Genomic DNA, 25599 nt, shown 5'->3' with positions numbered 1-25599 from the left:
TACCGGCGCAGGAGTTTGCCATGAGACTTGACGCGATTGACCTGCGCATCCTTGACGCCATCCAGCGGGATGGCCGCATCACCAAACTCGCGCTCGCCGAAAAGGCGGGCCTCTCTCCAACGCCGTGCTGGATGCGACTGCGCAAGCTGGAGAGGGCCGGCATCATCAGCGGCTATCATGCACGCCTGTCGCTGCGACGCGTCGCCCCGGTAGCCAGCCTGGGGGTCGAGATCACCCTGGCCAACCATCGCCAGGCCGACTTCGACCGGTTCGAAAGGGTCGTCCGCGACATTCGCGAGATCGTCTGCTGCTGGTCGGTCGGCGGCGGCGTCGACTATATCCTGAAGGTGGTTGCAGCCGATATCGATGCCTACCAGCGCCTGATCGACGCGCTTCTCGACCGCGAACTCGGCATCGCCCGCTACTTTACCTACATCGTTACCAAGACCGTGAAGGAAGATCCAGTCGTGCCCGTTTCTGTGCTCGTGGCCGATGGAGCCTAAGCAGCCGAGCGTTGGCTGCCACCGACCCTGCCACCGAGACTATGTGTGCCATCCACCTCGTTTCGTGGCGGCCTTGTTCCAGACGGATTGAGGCCGCGTGCCTGGAACTAATGACGGGCGAGACGGTTTGAGCTGTGACTCTTTGGCATGACGCTGACGTGCCCTCCTGGCTGGGTAAGCCTCGATTTTGAGGAGATTTGCATAATGAAGATTTCGTCCAGATTTCGTTCAGTCGCGGCTGCGGTTATCGCTGTAGCAGGAATCAGCTTTGCCGGCTCCGCGCATGCCGACAGCGGTACGATCAGCTTCTCAGTCTACAAGGCTGCCTTCTTTGTGGGTGGCTCTGGGGGCGAGGGCACGCTGACCTTCCATGGTCGCCGCTATCCCATCTCTGTCGGGGGCCTCTCGGGCGGCCTCGCCTTCGGGGCTTCGAAGACCTATTTCCAGGGTACGGTTAGCCACATTCGCCGCGCCCGGGATGTGACGGGGGTCTACGGTGCGGTGGGCGGTGGCGGCGCGCTCGGCAAAGGGGCCCAAGTAATCGTCATGACCAATGACAAGGGCGCCCGACTCGAACTCTCAGGCAAGCAGGTAGGCCTGCAAGTCAACGCCGATCTCAGCGGCATTGCCATCACGGTGAAGTAAGGGCCGTCGCTCCGTTCGTCGTCCCTGCAGTCGGTCCACTACGCTGAATACAAAGGCCGGCGCTGCCATCTAGGAAGCGGCCGTTCCACTTCGGCCCCGAACGCAACGTTAGAGGATTCGATTTGGTACTCCCGGCGCTCCTTGTTCGTTCCCGATGGCTAGTCGAACCGCAAAGTTCCACCGACTGAGACGATCGGAAGCTGGCAATATGCACCAGTCGGCATGTTCGATGTTGAGAGGATTGATGCCGTGTTCTTTGACCTTATAATCCATGGCAACCGATAGTGTCGGGTGCCTCCGCAGCGCGTGTCGTCAACCAGAGGAGCGTGGAAGCCGGTATCCCGCGCATCGGCCGCAACGATCAGCGACGATCGCCTTGAAGGATCCGAACGGTCGACCCCAGAGCGCTAAGCGCCTGATTTTGAGGGGCTGCACCCACCCATAGGCGCACTACAGTTCTGGATGGAAGTGGGCATTGCTGCGCAATGTTTTGCCGCAATTTTTCCGCTGGATCGGCAGATTGGAAATAGAACAAAGAGTAGACAGAAATTCATCTGTATAGGATAGGTAACCGGCAAGACAGCGAACCCATGCGTGCACGATTCGGGAGCTAGCCGTGACTTTCGTTACCCATCGCGACCCTATCGACACTCCCGTTCTCCGCAAGGAAAGAGGCGCATTCTTCACGCCTCCGGCGATTACCCGTTTCATTTCGAAATGGGCCATTCGCGCGCCTGACGATCGCGTGTTGGAGCCTGCCGCTGGCGACGCTGCATTCTTGGTTTCCGCGGTCGATCGCCTTCGTGAACTCGCTCCCGGCCGGCGCTCGTGCCCGATGGTTCATGGCGTGGAGATACACGCCCACAGCGCGGACGTTGCCCGCAAGCGGGTCGCTGACGCCGGGGGCGAGGCCAATATCCAACTGTCCGACTTCTTTGCCGTCACGCCTGATCAAGCGTTCGACGCCGTCATCGGAAATCCTCCCTATATCCGATACCAGGACTTTACCGGGGAAGCCCGCGCCCGTGCCCGGGAGGCGGCTATCAGGGCCGGCATTTCCCTGACCGGGCTCGCGTCGAGTTGGGCAGCATTCACCGTGCACTCGGCATTGTTCCTGAAGAAAGGTGGCCGCCTGGCCTTCGTGTTGCCCGCCGAACTGCTCTCAGTGAACTATGCCGCTCCCGTCCGCAAGTTCCTGTTCAATCGATTCCGCGACGTGCAACTCGTATTGTTCGACGAGCAAGTGTTCCCCGAAGCGGAAGCGGATGTCGTACTTCTCCTTGCGGACGGCTATCTCGGCGGACCGGCGGATTATGCAACCATCAGTCAAACAAAGAACGCCGCAACGCTCGATACTCTAGGTCCTGGACAGAGCTGGACACCGGCCGACCCAGCGGCCAAGTGGACCAGCAGTCTCGTCGATGCCGACGCGATGCATCTTTTGCAGACGCTCTCCGCAACTGGCCTCTACACGAACTTGGAAACCTGGGGCGATACGACGCTCGGGATGGTAACGGGAAACAACAAATACTTCACCCTTTCCCCCCAGCGTGTAGCTGAGATTGGACTGCTCCCGGACGAGTTGCTCAGCCTTTCACCGCCCGGAAGCTCTCATTTGCGGGGCCTCTCTCTTTCGAATGCCCAGCTAAAGAAACTCGGTGAAGAGGGGAACGCAATCCACCTCTTCTATCCGAGCGATCCGCCTTCCGCGGCCGCGGCAGCATACATTGCAGATGGCCATAGGACAGGCGTGGACACCGCCTACAAATGCCGGGTCCGCAAGACTTGGTATCGTGTGCCACTGGTTTCCCCCGCCGACCTGTTGCTAACATGCATGAACGCGGACACGCCTCGGATCACGGAGAACGCAGCACAAGCCCGTCACCTTAATTCCGTGCATGGGGTCTATCTCAACGATGCACACGGGGTCCTGGGCCGCGAGCTCCTCCCTGTCGCCAGCTTGAACTCCATTACGTTGCTGCATGCCGAAATGGTCGGTCGCGCCTACGGAGGCGGAATCCTGAAAATCGAGCCGAAGGAGGCCGACGTCTGGGCCATGCCCTCGCCTACCTTGGTTACCTGTCGCGCCGACGGGCTTCGCGAGGTCAAAAGGAGCGTGGCAAAACTTCTGGACAAGGGAAGGCTGCTGGATGCCGTCAAGATCGTCGACCAGGTACTGCTAAGCGAGGGCGAGGTTTCGCCCGCACAAATGGCAGTCGTCCGGCATGCGCGCGCGGAGTTCGTAAAGCGTCGCAACTTGAGGGCGGCAAGTGGCCGCTAAACCCAGTTCCAAAGCAGAAGCCTGGGAAATTTTTGACCACATCGTTGCGGTTGCCGCACCTGACGGGGAACACACCAATCCTTGGATTCTTGGATCGGACGGCCAGCCGTACTTCCGTCCAGACTACGAGACCCTGGCGCTGCTGCTTGGGGTTCCGCTCCACCTGAAAGCGGGAACCCAAACCGGAGTTCCTGCCCTCGCTCTCGATGTCTGGCTCAGCTATGAACTTCGCAGGGCTGGTTTCGGCATGGACCAAGTCTGGCCAAGGCCATCAAACCCACGCGTTCTTCCCGCGCCTGTCGCCGCATTCGTGAAGTCACTTCCGACGGCGATTCGAGCCAAGGCTTAATCCCATCTGATATCGAACACGTCCATTCCCAGCGTCACCTCCTCCTCGGCTTCGATTCTCGGCAAAAACTACCTGAAACAGGTTGACGTCATCATCACCGATTGGGTGACCGGCCCGGAATTGTTGATTTCGACGAAGCGAATGGATTCTTCCTATGGAAAGAATGCGCCGAACCGCATCGAGGAATCATACGGCGACGCCAAGAATCTTCGCTTGCGCCACCCGCTCGCGGCTCTCGGGTTCTTGTTCGGTCTGAGGTCTGACATCCTGGACAAGGAGCCCAAGACGGCCGAGTGGTTGTTCGACCTCTTGGCCAAGCTTGGGCGGGAGGACGACGCGTATCACTCCACCTGCCTGGTCTTGATGGATTATTCAAGCGATACAGCACGGCTGGCAACCGTCGAGGAGGAACCCAGCGAGGGCATACTGGAGCCGGGTCCGCAGCCGATAACCGATCCAGCCGACGATGCGATCGCGCACCTTGCCGTCAGTACGGTCCAGAGCATCGTCAACGCGCTGCCCAAGGTATCGATCCTCGAAAACCACACCCCGGATGACGTTTCCCCGGCCCGTTTTCTTACGTCGCTGGTCACCCGCGTTCTCGCCGCGACACCCGTCAACATGCACGAGGAGGCGAGGCGACGCCGCGGTTCGGTATTGGCAAAAAAATAGAATTCCGGGGTCAGTTCGCTGTGTGCAGCGCCGTTCCGGTCGATACATTATGCAACTTTTGTATGTAGCCGGGTACATTCTAGTTCGAAGCGCGACATGCCAATGATTTCAATGTTTCCCCTTGGAGATTTTGGGATGTCACGAAGCTATTCGCAGCTGAATCTGGCGGATCGCCGCCGCCTCTATCACTTTGTCGAACGCAAGGTGCCGATCAATGAAATGGCGCGCCAACTCGGTCGTCACCGTTCCACCATCTATCGCGAGATCAGGCGCAATACATTCCACGATCGCGAACTGCCCGAATACAGCGGCTACTTCCCAACGGTTGCCGACGACATCCGCAAAGAGCGACGGCGGCGTTTGAGGAAGCTGATGCGGCACCCGCAATTGCGCGCACTGGTCATCGAGCAGCTGGAGGCGCTGTGGTCACCGGAACAGATCGCCGGTCGCCTGTTCGCCGATGGCGTCAGCGCCGTGCGTGTCTGCACCGAGACGATCTATCGCTTCATCTACGGCAAGGAAGATTATGCGCTGGAGCTCTATCGGCATTTGACAAGCGCCTCCAAGCCTCCTCGATCGCACGCAATTCAACCTTAAGTCTGCGGGAACATCATTACCAAACAAGTAGAACGTCTGGGTACTGAACGCCGGGGGCGCAAATCGTGCGTCCGGCTCGGTGCAATCGCAAAGATAAATGAACGTCCTTGAAGCGCCTACGCCTCGGCGCGACTGAGGGAAACATGAACACGCGGGAATTCGTCCACACCGGCGCGCTCCGAATGAGCGAGCAGGGGATTTCGCGCTATTTTTGCATACAGCGAATGGGAGCTGGATACTGCCCGACCAGTTCATCGACAGTCAACAAGGTGACACCCTCCACGATCGATTGAGCGACTAAAATCCGATCAAAGGGGTCCTTATGGATCGCTGGCAGTCCATCCACCGCTACTGCGTGTGCGCTGGTGATTGGGAGCTCTTGGTAGCCGTTATCGATGAGACCGCGGCGAAGTAGTCGTGGATCTACGGTAAAATCGGCCCGGCCAAGTCCGCGCTTGATGGCCACCTCCCAAAGACTCGCCGCGCTAAATAGCAAGACATTTTCGGTATTCTCGATTTCAGCCAGAGCGGCGGGCGGCAGCTTCCCAGGCTCTCCCGCAGCCCAAAGCAGAAGATGCGTATCCAGCAGGAGTTTCATCATTCGCCGCCAAACAGTTTCTCGATATCTTCGCCACCCATACGATCGAAGTCTTCCGGTACGGAAAACTGCCCCGCCATGAATCCGACGCGACGAGTTTCGTCGGCGGTAGGAGTCTCGACCGCGACGACCTTCACCAAAGGCTTACCCGATTTGGCAATGATAAAGGACTCGCCTTTCGCTGCTTTCTCAATGAGCCGGGACAAATGAGTTTTCGCCTCGTGAATATTTACAGTGTGCATGGCCCTACCTCGAACTTAGTCTCATAAACTTAGTTCGACTTCGGCCTGATAGCAAGCGTAGCCCCGCGAAGAATCGACTTTGACGCCAAGCGGCCCAGAGAAGGACTAGGCTGTAGTGGCGAATTAATCATTTGAGCCAGAGCATGATGCTTGCGAGATTTATGAAGCCGAGGAAATTGGGCGGCGAGCTTGTCATAGCGTGTTGCGATGCGTCGCCATTGTTTGAGTTTGGCAAATCGATGCCCCATCGCTGTTTGTAAGCGATACGATCATAGACATGTTGATGCTTGCGATGCCGGCGCGGCGGAACGACTGGTTCGCCGCCTTGATCAAGGATGAGGTCATGCCGGCTGTCTGCATCATAAGCGCGATCGGCTGTCTTCCGGTAACCGATGCGGCGAAAGTGTCCTTCCGTCACATCGAGTATACGCTCGCGCCACATCTCGACTTCGGTGCCCGTGCGCCCCTGTGGGATCGTGATACGTGGCATGGACGCCCCTATTCTGCCGCCAGCGCCATCGGCTGTGCCAGATGTTCGACCGTTTCCTCTTTCCCATCTGCTTTGGGTGGCTTGATACGGAACCACACGGCATACAGGGCCGGAAGGAAGAGCAGGATCATCACTGTGCCTACCGCTGTGCCACCGATCAGAGTATAAGCCATCGATCCCCAGAACACGGAATGGGTCAAAGGTATGAAGGCCAGGATTGCCGCGAGAGCAGTCAGGATGACAGGGCGCGTGCGCTGCACAGTGGCTTCGATGACAGCATGGTAGCCATCGAGACCAGCCGCCTGGTTCTCCTTGATCTGCTCAGTGAGGATCAACGTGTTTCGCATCAGGATGCCTGCGAGCCCGATCAATCCGAGAATAGCGTTGAAGCCGAATGGCTGATTGAACAAGAACAAGGTCGGAACCACCCCGGCAAGACCAAGCGGTGCGGTCAGCATCACCATTGTCATTGTCGATAGACTGCGAACCTGCAGGATGATGACGATCAACATAGCTGCGATCATCAGTGGGAAAACCTGCACAAGGGCAACGTTGGCCTTCAGGGACTCCTCGATGTTGCCGCCCATTTCGATGCGGTATCCAACTGGAAGCGATGCGATCAGCGGCTGAAGGGCCTTCATGACCTGTTGCGAGACCTCCGGAGGCTGTGTCGCCTCGTTGATGTCCGACCTGATGGTGATGACCGGGGTCCGGTCGCGGCGTTTCAGGATCGGTTCTTCGAAGCGGATCTCGGAATGCCCCATCTGATCCAGGGGAACCTGGCGGCCATTCCGGCTCATCAGCGAAAAGTCGGCAAGCCTTGATGGATCGAGGCGATTTTCGCCAGCGCTGCGTGCGACAACAGGCACGTTGCGGATATTGTCGCGAACCTGTGTGACAGGAACACCGCTGAGCAGCAACTGCATCTGCTGAGCCGCTTCCGACGGTGAAAGACCGATCAGATTAAGCCTCTCCTGATCCGAAATAAAGCGTAACACCGGCGTACGGTTGCCCCAATCCCGGTTGGCCTGACGGACATCGGGCACAGTTTTCATAATTGCCAGAGCTTGCTCGGAAATCTTGTAGAGTTCATCCTGATCAGGCCCCATGATCCGGAACTCGACTGGGAACGGCGTATACGGTCCAAATACGAGCTGGGTCACGCGCACGGAGGCCTCGGGAACAAGACCCTCCGATATTGCGGCACGAAGGCGGTGCTTCAGTTCTTCGCGTGCATGGGCATCCGGCGTCAGCACGACGACCTTGGCGAAGGCGGGATCTGGCAATTCCGGAGCCATGGCAAAGAAGAACCGGGGTGCGCCCTGCCCCACATAGCTAGTGACGATCTTTGTCTCTGGCTGAGCCTGTAGCCAATCTTCGACTTTCTTCACCGCCGATGATGTGGCCTCGATGCCCGTGCCTTCGGGCATGCGCACTTCAACCAGCACCTCGGGACGGTCCGATGTCGGGAAGAACTGCTGCTTCACACCGCCCATCCCGACGACCGAGGCGGCCATGGCGATGCCAACCACGGCGCATACCATAAATTTATGCCGGACGGCGAACTCGATGACGGAACGCAGGCGACGGTAGTTCGGCGTATCGTAGATGGCGTGATGACCGCCCTCGACTGGCTTGATTTTTGGCAGCATCTTTACGCCAAGGTAGGGCGTAAACGTCACCGCGACGATCCAGGATACGATCAGCGCGAAACCGACGACCCAGAAGATATTGCCAGCGTACTCGCCAGCGGTTGATTTTGCAAAACCCACGGGCATCAGTCCGATGATCGTGACCAGCGTGCCCGATAGCATCGGCGCCGCGGTATGGCTCCACGCATAGGCGGCCGCCTTGATGCGGTCCATGCCCTCTTCCATCTTCACGACCATGACTTCTATCGCGATGATGGCATCGTCAACCAGAAGCCCCAGTGCAAGGATCAAAGCGCCGAGCGTGATGCGATCGAAAAACCGCCCTGTTTCCAGCATGATGAGGAAGACAACCGCAAGTGTGAGCGGCACGGCAAGGGCCACGACGATACCGACACGCCAGCCCAGTGCAACCAGGCTTACGAACAGAACGACACCAAGCGCCATTGCGAACTTGAGCATGAACTCACCGACCGCCTCATCGATGTTCACGGCCTGATCGCTGACCTTAGTGAGAGTCATGCCCAGCGGCAGTGTCTGCGCGATCGCGGCGGACCGAGCCTCAAGCGCCTTGCCGAGATCCAGTCCGTTCCAGCCCGCTTGCATCACCGCGCCGAGCATGATCGCGGGTTCGCCCTCATGGCGGATGACATAGGTTGCGGGGTCCTGATAACCGCGTCGCACATCGGCCAGATCGGAGAGCTTAAGTGTTCGTCCAGCAGCAACAATGGGCGTGTCGGCAATCGCCTGCACGCTGTTGTAGGCCCCGTCGAACCGGATAAAGACCTGTGGCCCTCTGGTGTCGATTGAGCCCGCGGGCGTGACTGTGTTCTGTCTCTGTAAAGCAGCAGCGATATCCTGCGCCGATATTCCAAGTGTTGCCAGCTTGGCATAGGAAAATTCGACGAAGATCTGTTCTGGGCGCTCTCCGAGAATGTTGATTTTCTTAACTCCGGGGACATGCAGGAGATCCTGGCGGATGACCTCGGCCTGCCGGACGAGGTCGCGCATCGGCATCCCGTTCGCCTTCAATGCGTAAAGGCCGAAGCTGACATCGGAATACTCGTCGTTGACAAACGGGCCAATAACGCCCGGGGGCAAATTTGGGGCTTCGTCACCGAGCTTCTTGCGCGCCTGATAGAACTCCTCGTCGACGGCAGATGCTGGCGTATTGTCTTTGAGCGTGACCGTCAGGAAGGCGTAACCCGGTCGCGTTGTCATCTCGACGCGGTCGTACCAGGTGAGTTCCTGGATACGCTTCTCTAGGGGCTCCGCCACAAGATCCTGCATTTCGCGCGCTGTGGCACCCGGCCAAACTGATGTGACCGTCAGTGTCTTGATGGTGAAGGAGGGATCCTCGGCGCGTCCCAGCTTGACGAAGGCGTAGGCGCCCGCAGCTGCCAGCAGAACGATGAAGAACAAGGTAGCGGCGCGTTCGCGAACGGCGATGGCGGAAAGGTTGAAGTTCATTACTTTGTCACCTCTTGCTGAGAGGCAACCCTGACGGTGGCGCCATTTTCAAGCAGATGCGCGCCGAGAGCGACAACCTGTTGGCCAACCCCCACTCCGATAACAAACGCCGTCTCTTCGCCGATCCGCTTCACTTCGATCGGAGTAAACTTCACGGATGAAGATGTGTTATCGACCACCCACACACCTGTCCGACTACCATCGTCCAGGATAGCGCCCACTGGTACGGCAACCTCCGATTGGCGGTCAGCATCTAGAATTCTGATTGTCACAGTCGAGCCAATCGGGGCTGAGGCCGCGTTGCCTTCGAGAATATAACGCGCCTCGTAAGTCCGAGTTTGGGGATCGGCAGAATCGGAAATCTGTCGCAGCCTTGCCTTCCCGCTTAGACCCTCGCCTCCATAGACACTGGCCTGCGCTTCGGAACCGATCTTCGGCCGCAGGGTCTCTGGTAGCCAGACAACAGCTTCACGCGGCCCCGCCTGGGCAAGTTGAATGACGGTCTGACCCGCTGCAACGACCTGCCCGGGATCTCCGAGAGTATCGATGACAATTCCATCCGAATCTGCTAGAAGAACGGTATAGCTGGCCGCGTTTTCCGCGACCTCGGCTTCCGCTTCAGCTGCTGCAAGTTGTGCCATGGCAGTGTCGAGCGCCGCCTTAGCTTGTTCATAGCGCTGTGGAGTGGCCGCCAATCCATTTTTTACCAGCGCCGCATAGCGCTTTTCGTCTGCTTGCACCTGGATCAGAACGGCGCGTGCTGCGGCAGCGGTATTGCGCTTCGCTGTGAGCGCAAGCTGGAGATCGGTCTCGTCAATGCGCATCAGAGCCTGACCTTGCCTGACCTGCTGTCCCACATCCACCATCCGCTCAAGGATCTTGCCCGGAACTCGAAATCCGAGATTGCTCTGTACCCGGGAAGCGACCGCGCCGGTAAACGAGCGTTCCGCTGTTCCAGTCCTCGCCGCCTCAGCCACTCTTACCAGTGGTGAAGCCGTCCTTGGGTCAGCAGCCTCGGCCTCCCGTCTGGCGGGTTCGAAAACCAGGAAAAAGGCACCGGCTGCCGCTGCCGCTGCCACGAGACCTACGAAAGTCAGGACATGTTTGCGTTTCATTTTCAGTTTCTCTTCTTGACCGGCGACGCGGATAATTTAGATTGCGATCTAACTCTATTTGCATTATAGATGTCAAATGAAATCTAAACGGAGGTCGATATGAGAGTGAGCCGGGCACAGGCCGAGGAGAACCGTGAGACGGTGATCAACGTCGCAAGTCGTCTTTTTCGAGAACATGGCTTCGATGGCATCGGGCTCAAGGATCTGATGAAGGGTGCTGGCCTTACCCAAGGTGGTTTCTACAAGCAGTTCGCGTCGAAGGACGACCTTGCTGCGCTGGCCTCGAGGCGCGCAATGGAAAGTGCTACCCGAAGATGGTCAGCGGCGGCGGCGAACAGTCCGGATCCGCTTGAAGCCGTCATGGAGTTCTATCTCTCCTCGGACCACAGAGGCGAAAAAGCAGAGGGTTGCCCTTTGGTGGCGTTGGGATCGGACGCGGCTCGCCAGAGCGAAGAGGTAAGGCGCCCGTTTGAAGTCGGGATCCGGGCTCACTTTGAGGTTCTGGATGAACTGATCGGCGAAAAGGACTCTAATCCCAGCAGTAGGGCGATGGCCATACTGTCACTCATGGTGGGGGCCGTTACGCTGTCACGGATCATGGAAGACCAGAATTTGTCGCAAGGGATCCTCGACGCGGCGGCCAGCGAAGTCAGAAGCATTGCGCGCGGTGACGATGTCGTCTGAAGGCTGAGCTGGTTCGATAACTCGGCGCGAATAAGGACCAGCTTTAGATACCGCCCGGTTCGGGTGAGAGCGTCTTCGAGGCCGTACGTACTGCATGTTTTAACAACAGACCCTGACCGCATCGTCGGCCGGGAGGCTAGAGGCATGCCTATTTTAAACTGAATACAGGTGAGAACACATGCGTCGTATCGTTGTAACAGGAATGGGAGCTGTAAGTCCCCTTGGTGCGAATGTCGGTATCTCCTGGTCGCGCCTGCTTGCGGGTGAAAGTGGTATTCGGCGACTGGGTGACGACGTCGTTGGGGACCTGCCTTCGAAAATTGGAGGTGTGGTCTCCTCGTTCACTGAGGATCAAGAAGGCGGTTTCGATCCCGACACGATCATGGCTCCGAAGGACCAGCGCAAGGTCGACCGGTTCATTATCTTCGCACTGGCGGCCGCTGAAGAGGCCCTCGCGCAGGCGAACTGGAACCCGACCTCGAATGAAGACCGGCTACGTACCGCGACGATCATCGCGTCGGGCATCGGCGGCTTCCCCGCAATCACCGAAGCGGTGCGCACCGTCGATCAACGTGGTGTGCGTCGTCTTTCACCCTTCACTATACCGTCGTTTCTCGTCAATCTCGCAGCGGGGCAAGTCTCGATCCGCCATGGCTTCAAAGGCCCCCTCGGCGCGCCCGTAACGGCATGTGCTGCTGGCGTTCAGGCAATCGGCGATGCCGCCAGGCTCATCCGCGCCGATGAAGCCGATATTGCGATTTGCGGTGGGACAGAAGCCTGCATGAATATCGTCAGTCTTGGTGGTTTCGCAGCTGCCAGATCGCTGTCGACCAGCTTTAACGGAGCACCAAGCCGGGCATCGCGTCCCTTCGATATGTCACGCGATGGCTTCGTCATGGGCGAAGGAGCCGGCATGCTCGTCATCGAATCCCTAAGCCACGCGCTTGCTCGCGGCGCCACGCCACTTGCTGAACTGGTCGGATATGGCACGACTGCTGACGCCCATCACATAACGTCCGGACCCGAAGACGGGACCGGCGCGCGCAGAGCCATGGAGATCGCTATTTCACAAGCTAGTACCGCGCCACAGAGATTATGACTCTTTGACGGGGTAGGCTTTGCGGAGCTTTTGGCGGGCATTTTCGGTTGTGAACATCCATTGGATCTTTGCGCCATGGGTGTTGCGTTGCTGCTCCCAGGCTGCGACTTCGGCGATTATGGTGTCTTTGTTGTCGATACGACGGTCGAGGCACTGGCTACGCAGGACACCGATCTCTATCTCGACCATGTTAAGCCAACTGGCGTGCTTGGGCGTGTGGTGGAACTCGAGTCGCTTCAGCACCCTTCGAGCCTCCGGGGCGGGAAATGCGTCGTAAAGCGCCCCGGCGGAATGGGTGGAGAGGTTGTCCATCACCACGCGGATGATCGGGGCGTCGGGATAATCGACGTCGACCAGTTCGCGCATGCACTCGGCGAAGTCTTGGTTGGTTCGCCGATCGGTGACCTTCACCCTGCGCCAGGGCCGGTGGGCGTCCATGAAGACAAACAGATTGACCGTGCCATTTCGACGATACTCGCAGTCGTAGCGTTCAAGCTGGCCAGGCTTGGCCGCAATGGGCTCGCGCACTTCGCCGATGAGTTGGGTCGGGCTCTCGTCGAAGCAGACCACGGGCCTTTGTGGATCAGGCGTTTCTGCGTAGAGGTCGAGAACATCCTCCATGCGCGCGACGTATTCCCCATCGATCTTTGGGATGCACCACATGTTTTTGCGCCAAGGCTTGAGATGGTTCTCAGCCAGCCGGCGACGCACGGTCTCGGAGGACAACTCGTCATGATCGGTGAGCCGGACCATCTCATCGGCCAGAAGCTCAAGCGTCCAGCGGGCTCGCCCGGGCGGCGGCTTTGAGCAGGCGGTCGCCACCAACAGCGCCTCCTCCTTGGCTGATAGCTTGCGCCCAACGCCCGGGCGCGGTTCTTCACTGAGCGCGCCCTCCAGATTGGCTTCCACAAACCGGCGCTTGGTCCGGTAAATCGTCGATCCGCTGACGTTCAAGGTTGCCGCGATCGCCTCGTCGCTGAAGCCTTCGTCCGCCGCGACCAGGATCTGGGCGCGCTTGATCTTGCGCGACGCATGGCGTCCCCCGCTCAACAAAGCGGCCAGTTGATCACGTTCCGATTGGCTAAGCTCTATGTGAAACTTTATATTCATCGACACCTCCTTCAGCGCGGAGACGCAGATGAATCCGAAAATGAGTCCCTCACTTGACCCGCAAGCCGCAACGGCAACACATCGCCTTACGCAAATCCAAGGCCAGTACCTGGCCTTCATCTACGCCTACAGCCGCATCTTCAAACAGCCTCCGGCCGAAGCCGACATGCGTCGCCACTTCGGCGTTACGGCTCCGTCTGTTCACCAGATGGTGCTGACCCTCGAGAAGGCGGGTTTCATATCCCGCGTGCCAGGCGCCGCACGAAGCATCCAGCTTCTCATCCCACCAGAAGCCCTGCCCATTCTACGATAAGACAAACCGTCATAATCTCTGTGGCGCGGTACTAGAATTTCTCCGCTTGAGATCGGTCATCTGAACGCGCACGCCACCTCGACACAGGTCGGGGATCTCGGTGAAATCAGGGCGATCAAGAACGTTTTTGGTTCCAAAATGACCGTGGCTGTCAGCGGGACGAAATCGGCCACGGGGCACCTGCTCGGCGCGGCCGGAGGACTGGAGGCCATATTCACGATTCTGGCGCTCAGCAACCAGGTCGCACCACCGACCTTGAACCTGAATGCTCCGGATCCGGAAGCCGATGGTATCGATTTCGTCGCGAACGAAGCGCGACACCTGGACACTGAATACGCCATATCGAATGGCTTCGGCTTTGGCGGGGTCAATGCCAGTGCACTCTTCCGGCGCTGGACAGAAGGGGGCGCCGGCCGCGCTCCGTCAATCGGCTGACGCTAAGCTCGCTCCCAGAACACGTGAAACTGTGTCTTTGCCGCGGGTGACATTCTATGAAGGGTCGGGAAGACAACAGTCGATAACATTTTGCAACTTCAGAGGTCTAAAACAGGAAACCGGCACGCCATCGAATGGACACAGTGAATGCCGGCATGCAACGGGTGATCGACGCCGAGCGGCTCACGCCGAGCTCTCCCAAGGGTTGATCACGGAGGCGTCTGTGTCTTCGAAATCCTTGACGTTGCGTGTGACAAGGATGAGATCGTGGACGATCGCAGTCGCGGCAATCAACCCGTCGATATCGCCGCAGGGGCGGATTGCCGCGATGCGGCGCCATTCGACCGCGATTTGGTTGGTTATCGGCAAAATGCGGTCGCCATGGTCGTGGCGCAGCTTGCGCAACCATTCGGTGAAGTGCGCGGCAGTCTTTGGATCCGACCTCTGTTTCAGGGCAATGCCGCGCATGATTTCGCCGAGGGTAAGCGCACTCAGGTGGATGCTGAGCGGATCGACAGAGCGCAGCCAAGACACCGCCTGCGGCGTGCCGCGTCGCGCCTCTGAGACGATGTTGGTGTCAACCAGATACATCAGAAGGCCACATCGCGGCTTGGCGGCTTGGCGCGTACATTCCCCACATCAGCGAACTGATCGTCCCAAGCGGGACCGCCCAGCAGATCGTCGACCAGCGTTGGCCGGCCGGCGCGCAGAGCGTCGTAGTCATGAGCGGACAGCACGACGGCTGTGCGCTCACCGCGCAGCGTGACAATCTGCGGCCCTTCATGGCGCGCCTTCTGCACCACCTTCGAGAATTGGTTCTTGGCGTCCTGCAGTTGCCATTCCATAGTTTCGCTCCATTTTGGCTAGACTGTCTAGCTATATAGTCCTTGTCTGCCCTTGAAAGTGCCAATGCACCAGGCCGATCGACGACCTGCACGCACCGCCACATGATCAGCGATCTCGATAACCGAGCTGCGCCGCAGATCACCCCGCGGGGCACGGGCCGAAAAACAAACTCTGAGCAGAAAAACCGCGGCCAGTGCTTCCGGCCAACGCGTCTCGAAACAGATCTCGAACCGTCTGGGCGACGGCTCGAACCAATTCCGACGTTGTGAGTTGTTTGTATAGACGCAAAACCAAGAGAAGAGAAAACGCCCATGGACTGGGATCGGGCCGAAGGCAATTGGAGGTAACTCAAACAGGACTGCCCTGGCATGAACGATTCTGAATCCCCGCAGCCCCCATATTGGCTCAAATAGCGGTGCATGAAACCGGCGTAATTAACTGAGGTCGTTGGAACTTTTGCTCACATCAGGGCGTTTCCGGGTTCATGAACATGCTCAAAGGAGTGGGACCATGCGACGTATTCTGACTGCTCTTGCTGCGACTGCGATGATCTTAGGAACGGCTTCCGCGCAGACGGCCGAAACCACGACCACCGAAACCTTCGTCACCGCCAAGCCGACCGATGTGCTGAGCTACAATCTCATCAATCTCAACGTCACCAACAATGCCAACGAGGCGATCGGGGAGATCAAAGATTTGATCCTGTCGGACGACCAGCTGACGGGGTACATCGTGTCGGTTGGCGGGTTTCTGGGGATGGGAGATCGCTATGTAATTGTGAGCCCGAAGGCCGTCAAAATCACATACGTCGAAAACGACAAGAAGTGGACGGCGGTGATGGACGCGACCAAGGATCAGCTCAAGACGGCCCCGGAGTTCAAATACGAAGGCCGCTGGGAACGCTAGTCCGAGTAGCGGACAAATATAAAGGGTTGAGGACTCCCCCCAAAGCGGAGTCTCAATCCGGAAGGAGCGGTCCTCCAGGCTACGGGCCTGGTCGTCTGACTGCCCGTGAAGGGCGGCCAGGTATTAGAGGGTTAGCGGACGGCGCCATCGTACCTAGTTGCAGTCGAGGTGGTCCCTACTTCGAGAACGGTCTATCCTGATCTTCGCCCGGGGCTTTCATTCTGCCGACCATGCCGGCCAACTCGGAGAAGCATGGAAGATCCGCCTCGGGCTGGCAGCGATTAGCGAGTTGCAGTAGCAGTATCGGGAAACTGATCGCATCACGATGCACCGGCGACAGTCCCTGCCAGGCTTCGCCACCTGTCTCGATCGCCTCAGCCTTTCGCAATGCGATCTCGATGTCTTCGGCCGATAACAGGCCGCGCCGAACCAACACGTGATTGATGGAAGCAATCGCCATCAGTAGCCCTTCGATCTGGAGGTTCGCGAGGTTCATGACTGCCTCCACCTAATAAGTGCACTCCGCGTAAAAAGGCCGGAAACGAAACGCTGAAAGCACTTCTTCCCGGCCTCTCCTCCCTTCCAAGCGGCGCGGAAGGTTGATAAATAAACACTTCCGATGCCGTATTGTTCCCCCTCCTTGTCTTTGCGGACGGCGGCTCGGCGATCGTGGTATCTCGGATCACCTCATTGCGATCTTGATCGCGATCATACTGCACCCTTGATCGACACATTGGTTGCAGAGGTTCGCGCGGCGAGGTCGCAGGCGCCGGGGTCCTGCTGACCATCTGGGCCTGTTGTTTGACGCCACGTCCTAGAGTTCGCAGATGCCTATCGTCATCGGAGTGATCGGCGAGCAATGCTCGTAGCTCCCGCGGGAATGGCATTGGCGCCTGGGCTGGTTTAGCGGCTCAACCGTGCGGATTTCGGTAAATCGGGATAGTCATTTCAGCGGTTGCGGACAAGCGTTTCGCTAAGTCCGGACAAGGGATGCGCCCCACTCCGGTCGCCTGGTTGCTGTTACGGATGTTGATTTCGGTTATTTCGCAGCCGGTCAAGAGCGTCGGTTTTTTCGTCTCCGCATGCTGTCGCCTTCGAGCGTTGTGCGGTGAGCGTTGTGAACAATACGGTCCAAAATCGCATCAGCCAGAGTGGCCTCTCCGATCATTTCGTGCCGGGCCACGGGAAGCTGAGCCGTGATCAGGTCGATTCCGCCGATATCGCTCCTCGAAGAGTTCTAGCAGATCGAGGCGCTGTCGATCGTTCAAGGTATGTGTTCGCCAGTCATCCAGCACCAGCAAGTGCACGCGCGCAAGCTTATCGACGAGGCGCGGAAAGCGTCCATCCAGCCTGGCAAGTGCGAGGTCCTCAAACAGCGTTGGCTGGACTGAGTCGTTGAGGCGGGCCGCCTGTTGTGCAAAGGCACAAGCAATCCACCTCTTTCCGGTGCCTGTTTGGCCGGTCAGGATTAGGTTCTCGTTTGCCTTCAGCCATGCACCTTGCGCCAGAGATAGGACGTTCCGGCGATCAAGACCGGGGTGAGATCCAAAATCGATGTCTTCGTTCGAGGCATTGGCAAAACAAAGCTTTGCTGTAGCGAGCCTGTTTGTCAGCCGTCGGTCTGTTCTCACGGCTCTCGGTCGAACATCAACCCCTGAGCCTGGACCGCCCAGTGGAGGGAGCCACCAGCGCGCCATAGAGTCCCAGAAACTAAAAGTTGACTTTCGGATCAGTTTTCTCTATCAGCGATTTATCGATATTTGCTTGCTGAACTTTGGTTACCGCGCATTTAGCAACTGCGCCCTGACGAACCTTCCTTTCAAAAATCGCTATCTTCATCCGCAGCGCTTGTGCGCGGCGGTCATTCAATATGCTATGAAAGGGTTCATCATGACCACTGGCACAGTTAAATGGTTTAATTCCACCAAGGGCTTCGGCTTCATTCAGCCTGACAACGGCGGTCCGGACGCATTCGTCCACATCTCCGCCGTCGAGCGTGCTGGAATGCGCGAAATCGTCGAAGGCCAGAAGATCGCCTACGACATGGAGCGCGACAACAAGTCGGGCAAGATGTCTGCCTGCAATCTGCAGGCAGCCTAAATCGGTATCGGCTCTCCCTTGACCACGGATGTACTGGCACTGTCGAGAGCATGATACCCATCAAGGTCAGGCAACATGCCTGGCCTTTTTTATTTCCGCGCGCCGACTGCACGATCCCGCAACTGCATTATGCATCGGGAGTGACGTGCAACACCGTAGACGCGCGCCAAAGTCGGGGATATCCCATGACAGAGACACACAACAAATCGCGCCAGCGGGCCGAGATCGCCTTTGCCAAAGAGCAATCGCAGTTCTTTGCCCGCGACAGCGCCGTTGAAGAACTCGACTCCATCGTCCAGGCTCGCGAAGAGAAGACCCTGCGTCTGCGCGAAGCGCGGCTGGCGAAGGAATTGCAGGACCGCCTGGCGGCGGCTGCCGCCCCCGCTTCGAAACGCGTCAGAAAAACCTGACTTTCAGTCAGGGTGACACCTCAACTGGAATAGAGACTTGAGAAACATCAGAAACAGTGAACTCACCGACCGTCGCAGCGCCGCGGCCGATGCGAAGAAAGCGCTTCTTGAAGCCTACCGCGCGGAAAGGAAGCCGCAGAACCGACCGAACTCGCCCGCCAGGCCGAGCGTCAGGCGGTCGCTGCAGCCCGCGAAGAGCGGCGCATCGAACGCGAACGGGTAAAGAATGAGGAGCGCGAGCGCTTGCAGGCCGAGGCCGCTGAGCGCGAGGCGGCACTCACGGCTGCCGCAAGAGCTGAGGCCGAAGCGCGCGAAGCCGCCGACAAGAACCGCATTTCACGCGTGATCGAGGACGAGGCTGCTCGCAAGGCCGAGCGCGACCGGCGTTACGCCAACCGCAAGGCACGGCAGGCTTAAAAGATCAGTCGAAAAACTCAGTGGGGGTGGTGGTCAGCATCGAAAGCGCATTATGCTCCGTGGCGAGACTGCTCCCCTTAGGTGGTTGTGCTCGGCTCGACTTTGGCCGTCACTCTTCGTAGCGTCGTTGACAGTGCTTGTGGCTTGGCAACGTGCTAACGGCTGTGTGGTTTGGTGCACACCAACGCCGCTCCTATAGACCACCAGAGCACGCCCCTGAGACCGCTATCCTACATTGAACATGACATCTAATGGTCCGCGCTGAAGCAAAAGGTAGCAAAATGGACGAGAAACATCCCTATGCAAAGAAGCAGTTCTTTGCAGCCGTGCGAACGCTCGCGGCGTCTGCCGACAGCATTCAGACTCGTCTGATCGAAGCAAATATCAGCATTTTGACGGTAACCATCGATGAGTTTGATAAAGACATCGAACTCAAGATCAAGTTTGCCAGAATACTGGACCTTCTCGCCGTTGATCGAGACGACATGGAAGAGGTCGCCATTGAAACTGCGGCGCACATGACTGAATCGGAGGCGATGATAGTCGCGGAACTGATTTGTGACTTTTTCGAAGAGCTAGACTGACTTCAGTCAATGCGCAGGTGCGCTGGGATCGAAAAACATGGGGTAATCGCGGCGCGATCGTCCTAAGACTTTTTCATAAGATGATACCCAACGCTTGTGGCTGACATTATCCGGAAGAACGCGCCGCACGCCAAACGCGTCGTCTTGAGCTTCTGGAGAGGCAGACGTCTTTGGCAGGCATATAATATCCCTGAATGTAGACAGAGCGCGGAGCTCCGTCCGGCCTCATCCCGATACGGGCATTTTGCCTTTGCGGGAGAAAACGGCATCGATTCTGTCGGGACCATTTCGCGCGTATCTGCTAAAGAACCGATAGACTCAGGGAACCAGCCCAGCGCAATTGGCCTTCAGACCGCCACTGCACGAATCCTGATCCATCGGCGACAATCTCTCCCTGGGTAACTATGCGATCAGCAAATTAAGCGTCCAAATCGGGTTGATGATGCACCTGCTGATGAGGCTCGGTCTGGGTCGAGACGTAAATCGCAATTGTACAAAGCTAGGAGGCCGACGCAGTTTCACACTCTGTCATACGTGAACGACGTCAAAAGCGTGGTGACGAAATTGCTCGCCTTCTCCTTAACGAGAACCTCTGTCCACTCGTCAGTTCCTCGCAACGTAAGGCCGGAATAGATACTGTCCACCGCGGCTTCTTCGATCCGCCTTATATGCGACCTGAACACGGCTTCGTCGCCGGTCTTGTACATATCCCGGACGACCATTCTTAGAATTTCCTGTATGGCGATCTGCCATGCCGTATTGATTGCCTGAAGCTCATCGGGTTTCTCAGTCATCAGCTCTCACGTGCTTGAGCCCGCATTGCGAACGCGATCGACAAGACCGCTGCCGTTCGGGCATAAAAAAAGCCAGGCGATCTCGCCTGAACTCGATTGGATAAACTGCTTTCAACAGTGCCAGTACATCAGTGGTCAACGGAAAGCAGTTACCGACTAAATAACCTGCAGATTGCAAGCGGACACCCTTGCCCGACTTGTTGTCGCGCTCCAAGTCAAAGCCAATCTTCTGGCCTTCTACAATTTCCCGCATTCCAGCGCGCTCGACGGCAGAGATGTGAACGAATGCGTCAGCGTCGCCGTTGTCAGGCTGGATGAAGCCGAAGCCTTTGGTGGAATTAAACCATTTTACGGTGCCAGCGGCCATGATGAACCCTTTAGCAACAGAGATGACCGCTACGCAAAAAAGCGTTGCGGTTGAGAATAACGATCTTTGAAGGGAAGATCCGTTCAAGGGTCGGCGCCAAACGCGCTGTAACCAAAGCTCAGCAACCTAATATCGACAGCCGTTTTGATAGACGTGTTCCGTGCGCACGTCAACTTTTAGTTTTTTCACCCGTCGACATCTACTTTCATGAGCACTGTGATTACATGCGATTACGACCGGATGATCGACGTGACTGACGTTTCGAGAAAGACAAATTTAACGGCTACACGCCTTTCCAAGGCGTCGATGCGCCGCCGCGGTAACCAATCAAGGGCTTCAAGAAAGTGCTGCATCCTTTCATACCAATCGGCACCAAGGCACGGCTGCACTGGCGTCGGTGCAGTGCCGTCAACGGCCGGAGCGCAACCAGGCCGGAAACGCCGCCTCAGTAGGCACCATCGCCGCACGCGCATTGTCGGTAGGTGCGGAGATAGTCGATGCGATTGTCCACTATCTGTTATCCGGATTCGCGAGGATGCTGAACGATACAACACCTTCGTCCTCCAAAGTCAAAACTCTAAGCAAATGCGTGTCGTTTACATTCCCGATCTTATACACTGAAGTGAGACCTTCCTTCTCGACGGTGCGTTCAATAAGGACTGGAAAATTCTCGCCCCACTGAGGCCCGCGGCGCGCGCGATGTCTACGAGTTGAAGCGGGGTCGCTAGGTTCATTTCGATGAACTCTACGGCGCGCTTGAGCCGCCATGGTGCGAGCACGACGGAGTTTGTTTTGCGATCCCTCATCTTTGCTCGTCTCCACCGGTCGCCGCAATAAGCCGGGACTGGATTCGCTCTAGGGTTCGTTCGAAGACTTCCGGTTCGTCGAGCGCCCTGGCGAGCACCAAGGCCCCCTGGACGGCAACTACTGTCTCCTCGGCAAGCGCAAGGGCGTCACGTTCAGGGCATCCGGCCCTCTCAAGAGCAGAGGCGAGCGCACCACGCCACTCGGCAAAGTAATCCCTGACCCGATCGCTGAAGCGGTTCCGGACGTTGTCCAGTGCAAACGCGCCAATGAGGCATACACGGCGGCCGGAGCGAAAGTAGCCGGCAACCGAGCTACACATGCTGGTGATTGCGGAACGCGGATCGTCCGCGCTCCTTAGCGGCTCGAAGACCTGCGTCGCGAACCATTCGTCGATCTCGCCGAGCACGGCTGCGGCCATCTCTTCCTTCCCGCCGGGAAAGAAGTGATAAAGGCTTCCCTTTCCGAGGCCGGTCTTTTCGGTGATGGTCGATAGGCTTGCACCGTCGAAGCCATACTCCCGAAAGATCTCGGCGAGGGATGGGATTACGTCCGAGCGCTCGGCGACGATCTTTGGCATGTGCTACAGTCCCAATTCGGAAAGTCCCGGGTGGTCCGCTGGCCTGGGCCCAGACCGATCCCAGAAGAATTTGCGTTCAGATTCTTCGATCGGCAGATCATTGATGCAGGCATAACGGTGGTGCATCAGCCCGTTTTCGTCGAACTCCCAGTTTTCGTTGCCGTATGCCCGGTACCAGTTCCCGGAGTCGTCGCGGTACTCGTAGGCGAAGCGCACCCCGATGCGGTCGCCGTCATGAGCCCACAGCTCCTTGATCAGCCGGTATTCGAGTTCTTTTGTCCACTTCCTCGCCAGGAACTCGACGATACGTTCGCGTCCTTGGACAAATTCCGCGCGGTTACGCCAATAGCTGTCGACGCTGTAGGCGAGGGACACGCGGTGCGGATCGCAACTGTTCCATCCGTCCTCTGCAGCTCGGACTTTGGCCGCTGCCGATTCGCGGGTGAAAGGGGGCAGTGGTGGGCGTTGTTCAGTCATGGTCATGATCTCCAGATCCTTTTCACTGTACCGATCGGTAAACAGTGTGTCAATCGGTACATGTGGCTGAGTGCAGCGTCAACGGTCAACGCTGGGCGCTGGCCGCTTTGCCGTGCGAATTGAAAGGTTGCGCCGTAGCCCGCCGAGTTCGCGTCAGCTCCCGAAAACCGGACACCTTGCAACCGTACTTTCGATCGTTAATGTGGATTGACTGTCTGTGGCGAACGCAAATGGGATAGGAATGAAGTTCCGCCTCTCCGCCGGTGCAAATTTTTTCCTGCTTGGCGAGCGAAAGACAATATTTGACGAGGCGTCGCAGCAGATTTTTCAGCTCGATGAGCTGAGCGCTTATCTTACCTGTCTTCTCACCGACCCCACGTCGCCTTGTGAATTGGAAACCGCGGTTATGGCGCGGGGCGCCAGCCGGGCTCGGGCTCATGCGTCGGTGCAAAATTACTTGGCCTATTGGTCACGACGCAATCTACTGGAGATCATTTTCGATGAGGATGAGGGTCAGCCACTAGATACCCGAAAGTTCGATTTCGCCGGTACCACCGTATCGATCGCCTTTTACGATCAAGATCTTCGCGATCTCATTCTCCCCGTTTTCACCCACAACAGGACGAACGCCGACACGCCACACACGGCTGTCTACGACGTGGCGCGGCTTGGCGATCGCGTATGCATCAGCCGAAATCGTACCTCAGGAATGATCGTCGCCGGCTCGGAAGCTGCCCCCGCGCTTAAGGCGCTGATAACAGACGACGTTCTTGCGAATCTTGGAACGAACGTCGCGCTACACGCCGCATTGCTCGTCAGGAACGCCAGAGGCCTGTTAGTCTGTGGCGCGCCGGGGGCTGGCAAGACCACGCTCGCCATGGCACTGCTTGCAGCAGGTTTCGCCTGCGGCGGGGATGACATCGCCCTTTTGGACGAGGATGGCCTGCTTGTGGGCGTGCCCTTCTCGCCGGCACTCAAGCAGGGTTCTTGGGGTCTGCTCGACCAAATGACGGATGCCATTCTGGCGGCACCTATCCATCGGCGGCTTGACAACAAGCGCGTCCGCTATCCGAAAGGGCTTTGCTATGCCGCACAGGAACGGGTTCCGCTTGAAGCCATCGTACTGCTCCGCCGTCGGCGAAAGGGACCGATCGTGGTTACAGACGTTGATGCCCTAAAAGTGCTTTCGGAACTGCTGGCCGGTGCTTTCACGCCTGAGCGCCGCCTCGCTTTGCCGCAGTTTCAGCGACTCCTGCAGATGGTTTCAGGGGCGCGCGCCGTCGAACTTACGTACTCTGCCCTCGACGAGGCCGTAGAAACCTTGAGTCGCCTTCATGACAGGCAATAGCAGACGCGACCTCCTTACGCTTGCCTGCTGCCTCAATGGGCAGATACCAAAAGACGCGAACTGGGACGCGATCATAGCTCTTGCGAACAGGAGCCTGACGATCACCTCTCTCGCAGCGGCGGCAAAGAAGTCCAAAACGCAGGACTTGCCTAAAGACGTGAGCAATTACCTGGCAATGATCTACGCGCGCAACGCGGAGCGGAATTGCAGACTGAAGACGCAACTGATCGAGGCGAGCGCCCGTCTCAACGACATTGGCATAGAACCGGTCGTTATGAAGGGAACAGCGGTTCTCGTGAGTGCAGACCCTGAAGAGTTCGGCGCCCGCATCCTGACCGATTTGGATATTCTTGTCCGTCCGGAGAACATGGCCGCCGCAATAGAAACATTGCGCCATGTCGGATACGAGATCGAGCTTTCAGCCGGCGAAGGCTCCTGGCCAGGAAACACAAAATATCATCTCCCGGTCGTTCTGGTCCGTCCAACGTATGTCGGGAGCATTGACCTACAGTGCCGACCGAGGGGGCCGTCCTCCTTCGGTAACGCAGAATGGCTCCACCGTGACAGCCGCGCGCTAGATATTGCCGGTAGTCGCGTGCGCTTACCCACGCCCCTTGCGCAGATCGTCCTCTTGCTTCTGCACGATCAGTTTCAGGACGGGGATTACTGGCGTGGGCTGATGGACCTGCGCCACCTTCTGGACATCGCGAAGCTCTCCCGCACGTCACCGATCGACTGGAATGAGTTGAGAGGGCTTTTCGCGAGCGGTTATGAGAGAAACGCTGTGGATACGCAAATCGTGACGGCCGACGCGCTGCTCGGGCTAGACCGGCCGGCTACTAGCGGGGTGGGATGGATGGCCAGGATCCAGTTTGCCCGGCGGCATTTTCAGCTCGGCCGCGACTATCTTGCGGGCCCGCTCACGCTCCTGACACTTATCTCGGAACTTGCCCACTACCGTTCCTGGGATCGCTTCGGTGGCGAGCCCTATCCTTCCTGGCGCCAGGAAATTGAGCGAAAGGTTCGCGAGTTGCGACGCATTTTTCGCCCGAAGCCGCTTGGTAAACTATAGGGCTGTTTCGAAACTGTTAGAGCGCGCTTTGGTTGAGGTAGGCGAAGTGACAAGCCGGAGGTGCACATTTTGGATGAAAGTCACCTCCGACCAGCTTAAAGGCCCAGATCTAGACCAAAGACTTTGCTGGAATAACTCAATATACTAATGTACTATTGATCACATTAGGCGCGGGGGGGAACACGTATGTCCGAAAAAGTTGACGGCTCGCAGTCTCGAAGCAACGAAGACCGGCGCGAATTCCTGAAGGACTGCGGCCGCTTTGCAGTCGTAACCCCGCCTGTCGTGACGATGCTTCTGTCCACCAGCCTGACGTCGAAGGCGATTGCGGCATCCGGCGGAGGTGGCAGTACTAAGGGCAACAATGGTTGGGGCAATGGACCGGATCCGACAAATCCAGGAAGCAGCCACGGGGGCGGTGTGTCGAAAGGCGGCCCGGGTGCGGGCAAGTCGCAGAGCAGCACCAAGCAAAACGGGGTCCGGTAGTTCAGGCCTCGAGTGGTCAGGGGTTCGCGTAAGACGTGGCGCGGTGACTTCAATTTGCATGTTTATGTTGTAAGAATGCAGTTGGCGTGCTTCGCCGCCGTGCTGACCCACAAGGCATCGGGTCGATGTCGTGCCCTGGTCTATGGCCGCAACGCG

General features: G+C 57.9%; 25 protein-coding genes and 7 pseudogenes. 17 read left to right on the top strand and 15 right to left on the bottom strand.

Features of this window, described 5'->3' with window-relative positions; translation table 11 throughout:
* The first annotated feature begins 20 nt into the window (after positions 1–20).
* From J3R84_RS32205 to J3R84_RS32185, 5 genes and pseudogenes are all read left to right on the top strand, one after another.
* The gene (locus tag J3R84_RS32205; RefSeq protein WP_203529919.1) at positions 21–503 is read left to right on the top strand and encodes an Lrp/AsnC family transcriptional regulator; all 483 of its coding nucleotides are present in this window, start codon (positions 21–23) and stop codon (positions 501–503) included.
* A gap of 204 nt (positions 504–707) precedes the next feature.
* Positions 708–1148: a lipid-binding SYLF domain-containing protein gene (locus J3R84_RS32200; protein WP_057213530.1), complete on the top strand. Its 441-nt coding sequence runs from the start codon at positions 708–710 to the stop codon at positions 1146–1148.
* Positions 1149–1764: 616 nt separating this feature from the next.
* Positions 1765–3429: an HsdM family class I SAM-dependent methyltransferase gene (locus J3R84_RS32195; protein WP_057221016.1), complete on the top strand. Its 1665-nt coding sequence runs from the start codon at positions 1765–1767 to the stop codon at positions 3427–3429.
* Positions 3419–4450, top strand: a pseudogene (locus J3R84_RS32190) (hypothetical protein). The gene J3R84_RS32195 and the pseudogene J3R84_RS32190 overlap by 11 nt, the downstream one beginning before the upstream one ends.
* Before the next feature lie 135 nt (positions 4451–4585).
* Positions 4586–5029: pseudogene (locus tag J3R84_RS32185) on the top strand (transposase); the annotation flags it as partial.
* 223 nt (positions 5030–5252) lie between these two features.
* Here J3R84_RS32185 and J3R84_RS32180 read toward each other — a convergent pair.
* The 5 genes and pseudogenes from J3R84_RS32180 to J3R84_RS32160 form a co-directional block, all read right to left on the bottom strand.
* Positions 5253–5645: a type II toxin-antitoxin system VapC family toxin gene (locus tag J3R84_RS32180; protein ID WP_057208291.1), complete on the bottom strand. Its 393-nt coding sequence runs from the start codon at positions 5643–5645 to the stop codon at positions 5253–5255.
* Positions 5645–5887: a type II toxin-antitoxin system Phd/YefM family antitoxin gene (locus tag J3R84_RS32175; protein ID WP_057208155.1), complete on the bottom strand. Its 243-nt coding sequence runs from the start codon at positions 5885–5887 to the stop codon at positions 5645–5647. Before J3R84_RS32175 ends, J3R84_RS32180 begins: the two co-directional genes overlap by 1 nt.
* Before the next feature lie 127 nt (positions 5888–6014).
* Positions 6015–6263: pseudogene (locus J3R84_RS32170) on the bottom strand (transposase); the annotation flags it as partial.
* Between the two features lie 122 nt (positions 6264–6385).
* Positions 6386–9496, bottom strand: a complete 3111-nt coding sequence (locus J3R84_RS32165; RefSeq protein WP_057221015.1) for an efflux RND transporter permease subunit — start codon at positions 9494–9496, stop codon at positions 6386–6388.
* Positions 9496–10611, bottom strand: coding sequence for an efflux RND transporter periplasmic adaptor subunit (locus tag J3R84_RS32160; protein ID WP_203529918.1), 1116 nt, complete (start codon positions 10609–10611; stop codon positions 9496–9498). The genes J3R84_RS32165 and J3R84_RS32160 overlap by 1 nt, the downstream gene beginning before the upstream one ends.
* Positions 10612–10710: 99 nt before the next feature.
* Between J3R84_RS32160 and J3R84_RS32155 the strand changes: the two genes are divergently transcribed.
* A complete protein-coding gene (locus J3R84_RS32155) occupies positions 10711–11295 on the top strand; it encodes a TetR/AcrR family transcriptional regulator (RefSeq protein WP_057208117.1) in 585 nt (194 codons plus the stop codon).
* 178 nt (positions 11296–11473) lie between these two features.
* Positions 11474–12391 (top strand): annotated as a pseudogene (locus J3R84_RS32150) (beta-ketoacyl synthase N-terminal-like domain-containing protein); the annotation flags it as partial.
* On the opposite strand, the gene J3R84_RS32145 reads toward J3R84_RS32150, so the two are convergent.
* The gene (locus J3R84_RS32145; RefSeq protein WP_057221884.1) at positions 12389–13504 is read right to left on the bottom strand and encodes an IS630 family transposase; all 1116 of its coding nucleotides are present in this window, start codon (positions 13502–13504) and stop codon (positions 12389–12391) included. The pseudogene J3R84_RS32150 and the gene J3R84_RS32145 sit on opposite strands and share 3 nt — an antisense overlap.
* 28 nt (positions 13505–13532) lie before the next feature.
* Between J3R84_RS32145 and J3R84_RS32140 the strand changes: the two genes are divergently transcribed.
* Positions 13533–13817, top strand: a complete 285-nt coding sequence (locus J3R84_RS32140) for a LexA family protein (protein ID WP_225968538.1) — start codon at positions 13533–13535, stop codon at positions 13815–13817.
* Between the two features lie 36 nt (positions 13818–13853).
* Positions 13854–14252, top strand: a pseudogene (locus J3R84_RS32135) (beta-ketoacyl-[acyl-carrier-protein] synthase II); the annotation flags it as partial.
* A 183-nt stretch (positions 14253–14435) separates the two neighbouring features.
* Here the strand turns inward: J3R84_RS32135 and J3R84_RS32130 are convergent.
* Both J3R84_RS32130 and J3R84_RS32125 read right to left on the bottom strand, forming a co-directional pair.
* Positions 14436–14843, bottom strand: coding sequence for a type II toxin-antitoxin system VapC family toxin (locus J3R84_RS32130; RefSeq protein ID WP_057226362.1), 408 nt, complete (start codon positions 14841–14843; stop codon positions 14436–14438).
* Positions 14843–15097 carry a type II toxin-antitoxin system Phd/YefM family antitoxin gene (locus tag J3R84_RS32125; protein ID WP_057208114.1) on the bottom strand — a complete coding sequence of 85 codons (255 nt, stop codon included), beginning with the start codon at positions 15095–15097 and terminating at the stop codon, positions 14843–14845. Before J3R84_RS32125 ends, J3R84_RS32130 begins: the two co-directional genes overlap by 1 nt.
* 511 nt (positions 15098–15608) lie before the next feature.
* Between J3R84_RS32125 and J3R84_RS32120 the strand changes: the two genes are divergently transcribed.
* Entirely contained in the window at positions 15609–16004 is a 396-nt protein-coding gene (locus J3R84_RS32120; protein WP_057208112.1) for a PRC-barrel domain-containing protein, read from the top strand.
* 175 nt (positions 16005–16179) lie between these two features.
* Here J3R84_RS32120 and J3R84_RS32115 read toward each other — a convergent pair whose 3' ends face one another.
* The 3 genes from J3R84_RS32115 to J3R84_RS32110 form a co-directional block, all read right to left on the bottom strand.
* A complete protein-coding gene (locus tag J3R84_RS32115) occupies positions 16180–16500 on the bottom strand; it encodes a hypothetical protein (protein ID WP_057208110.1) in 321 nt (106 codons plus the stop codon).
* Between the two features lie 558 nt (positions 16501–17058).
* Entirely contained in the window at positions 17059–17172 is a 114-nt protein-coding gene (locus J3R84_RS38645; RefSeq protein ID WP_272502216.1) for an ATP-binding protein, read from the bottom strand.
* Positions 17147–17701, bottom strand: coding sequence for an ATP-binding protein (locus tag J3R84_RS32110; RefSeq protein WP_272502215.1), 555 nt, complete (start codon positions 17699–17701; stop codon positions 17147–17149). The genes J3R84_RS38645 and J3R84_RS32110 overlap by 26 nt, the downstream gene beginning before the upstream one ends.
* Before the next feature lie 193 nt (positions 17702–17894).
* Here J3R84_RS32110 and J3R84_RS32105 point away from each other — a divergent pair, with 193 nt between their 5' ends.
* From J3R84_RS32105 to J3R84_RS32090, 4 genes and pseudogenes are all read left to right on the top strand, one after another.
* A complete protein-coding gene (locus tag J3R84_RS32105; RefSeq protein ID WP_025427963.1) occupies positions 17895–18104 on the top strand; it encodes a cold-shock protein in 210 nt (69 codons plus the stop codon).
* A 185-nt stretch (positions 18105–18289) separates the two neighbouring features.
* Complete coding sequence (locus J3R84_RS32100; RefSeq protein ID WP_025427964.1) at positions 18290–18514, top strand: hypothetical protein; 225 nt, start codon at positions 18290–18292, stop codon at positions 18512–18514.
* A gap of 37 nt (positions 18515–18551) precedes the next feature.
* A pseudogene (locus J3R84_RS32095) lies at positions 18552–18931 on the top strand (DUF6481 family protein).
* A gap of 281 nt (positions 18932–19212) precedes the next feature.
* Positions 19213–19515 (top strand): hypothetical protein, encoded by a 303-nt coding sequence (locus J3R84_RS32090; protein ID WP_171521152.1) that lies wholly within the window; start codon positions 19213–19215, stop codon positions 19513–19515.
* A gap of 518 nt (positions 19516–20033) precedes the next feature.
* On the opposite strand, the gene J3R84_RS32085 is transcribed toward J3R84_RS32090, so the two are convergent.
* The 4 genes and pseudogenes from J3R84_RS32085 to J3R84_RS32070 all read right to left on the bottom strand — a co-directional run bounded on the left by J3R84_RS32085 (position 20034) and on the right by J3R84_RS32070 (position 22537).
* A complete protein-coding gene (locus tag J3R84_RS32085; protein ID WP_057211191.1) occupies positions 20034–20309 on the bottom strand; it encodes a hypothetical protein in 276 nt (91 codons plus the stop codon).
* 156 nt (positions 20310–20465) lie between these two features.
* Positions 20466–20676: pseudogene (locus J3R84_RS32080) on the bottom strand (cold-shock protein).
* An 802-nt stretch (positions 20677–21478) separates the two neighbouring features.
* On the bottom strand, positions 21479–22060 hold the full coding sequence (locus J3R84_RS32075) for a TetR/AcrR family transcriptional regulator (protein WP_025429587.1): 582 nt from the start codon (positions 22058–22060) through the stop codon (positions 21479–21481).
* Positions 22061–22063: 3 nt separating this feature from the next.
* Positions 22064–22537, bottom strand: coding sequence for a nuclear transport factor 2 family protein (locus J3R84_RS32070; protein WP_082523610.1), 474 nt, complete (start codon positions 22535–22537; stop codon positions 22064–22066).
* 241 nt (positions 22538–22778) lie between these two features.
* Between J3R84_RS32070 and J3R84_RS32065 the strand changes: the two genes are divergently transcribed.
* The 3 genes from J3R84_RS32065 to J3R84_RS32055 all read left to right on the top strand — a co-directional run bounded on the left by J3R84_RS32065 (position 22779) and on the right by J3R84_RS32055 (position 25443).
* On the top strand, positions 22779–23885 hold the full coding sequence (locus J3R84_RS32065; RefSeq protein WP_057225211.1) for a phosphoenolpyruvate carboxykinase (ATP): 1107 nt from the start codon (positions 22779–22781) through the stop codon (positions 23883–23885).
* Positions 23872–24957, top strand: coding sequence for a nucleotidyltransferase family protein (locus J3R84_RS32060; RefSeq protein ID WP_057225208.1), 1086 nt, complete (start codon positions 23872–23874; stop codon positions 24955–24957). The genes J3R84_RS32065 and J3R84_RS32060 overlap by 14 nt, the downstream gene beginning before the upstream one ends.
* A 186-nt stretch (positions 24958–25143) precedes the next feature.
* Entirely contained in the window at positions 25144–25443 is a 300-nt protein-coding gene (locus J3R84_RS32055; RefSeq protein ID WP_057210204.1) for a hypothetical protein, read from the top strand.
* Positions 25444–25599 lie beyond the last annotated feature (156 nt).

Origin of the sequence: Ensifer canadensis (genome assembly GCF_017488845.2) — a bacterium.
Classification (GTDB): domain Bacteria; phylum Pseudomonadota; class Alphaproteobacteria; order Rhizobiales; family Rhizobiaceae; genus Ensifer; species Ensifer canadensis.
Note: the sequence above shows the minus strand (reverse complement) of the source record. Positions and strands in the feature narration are given on the sequence as shown.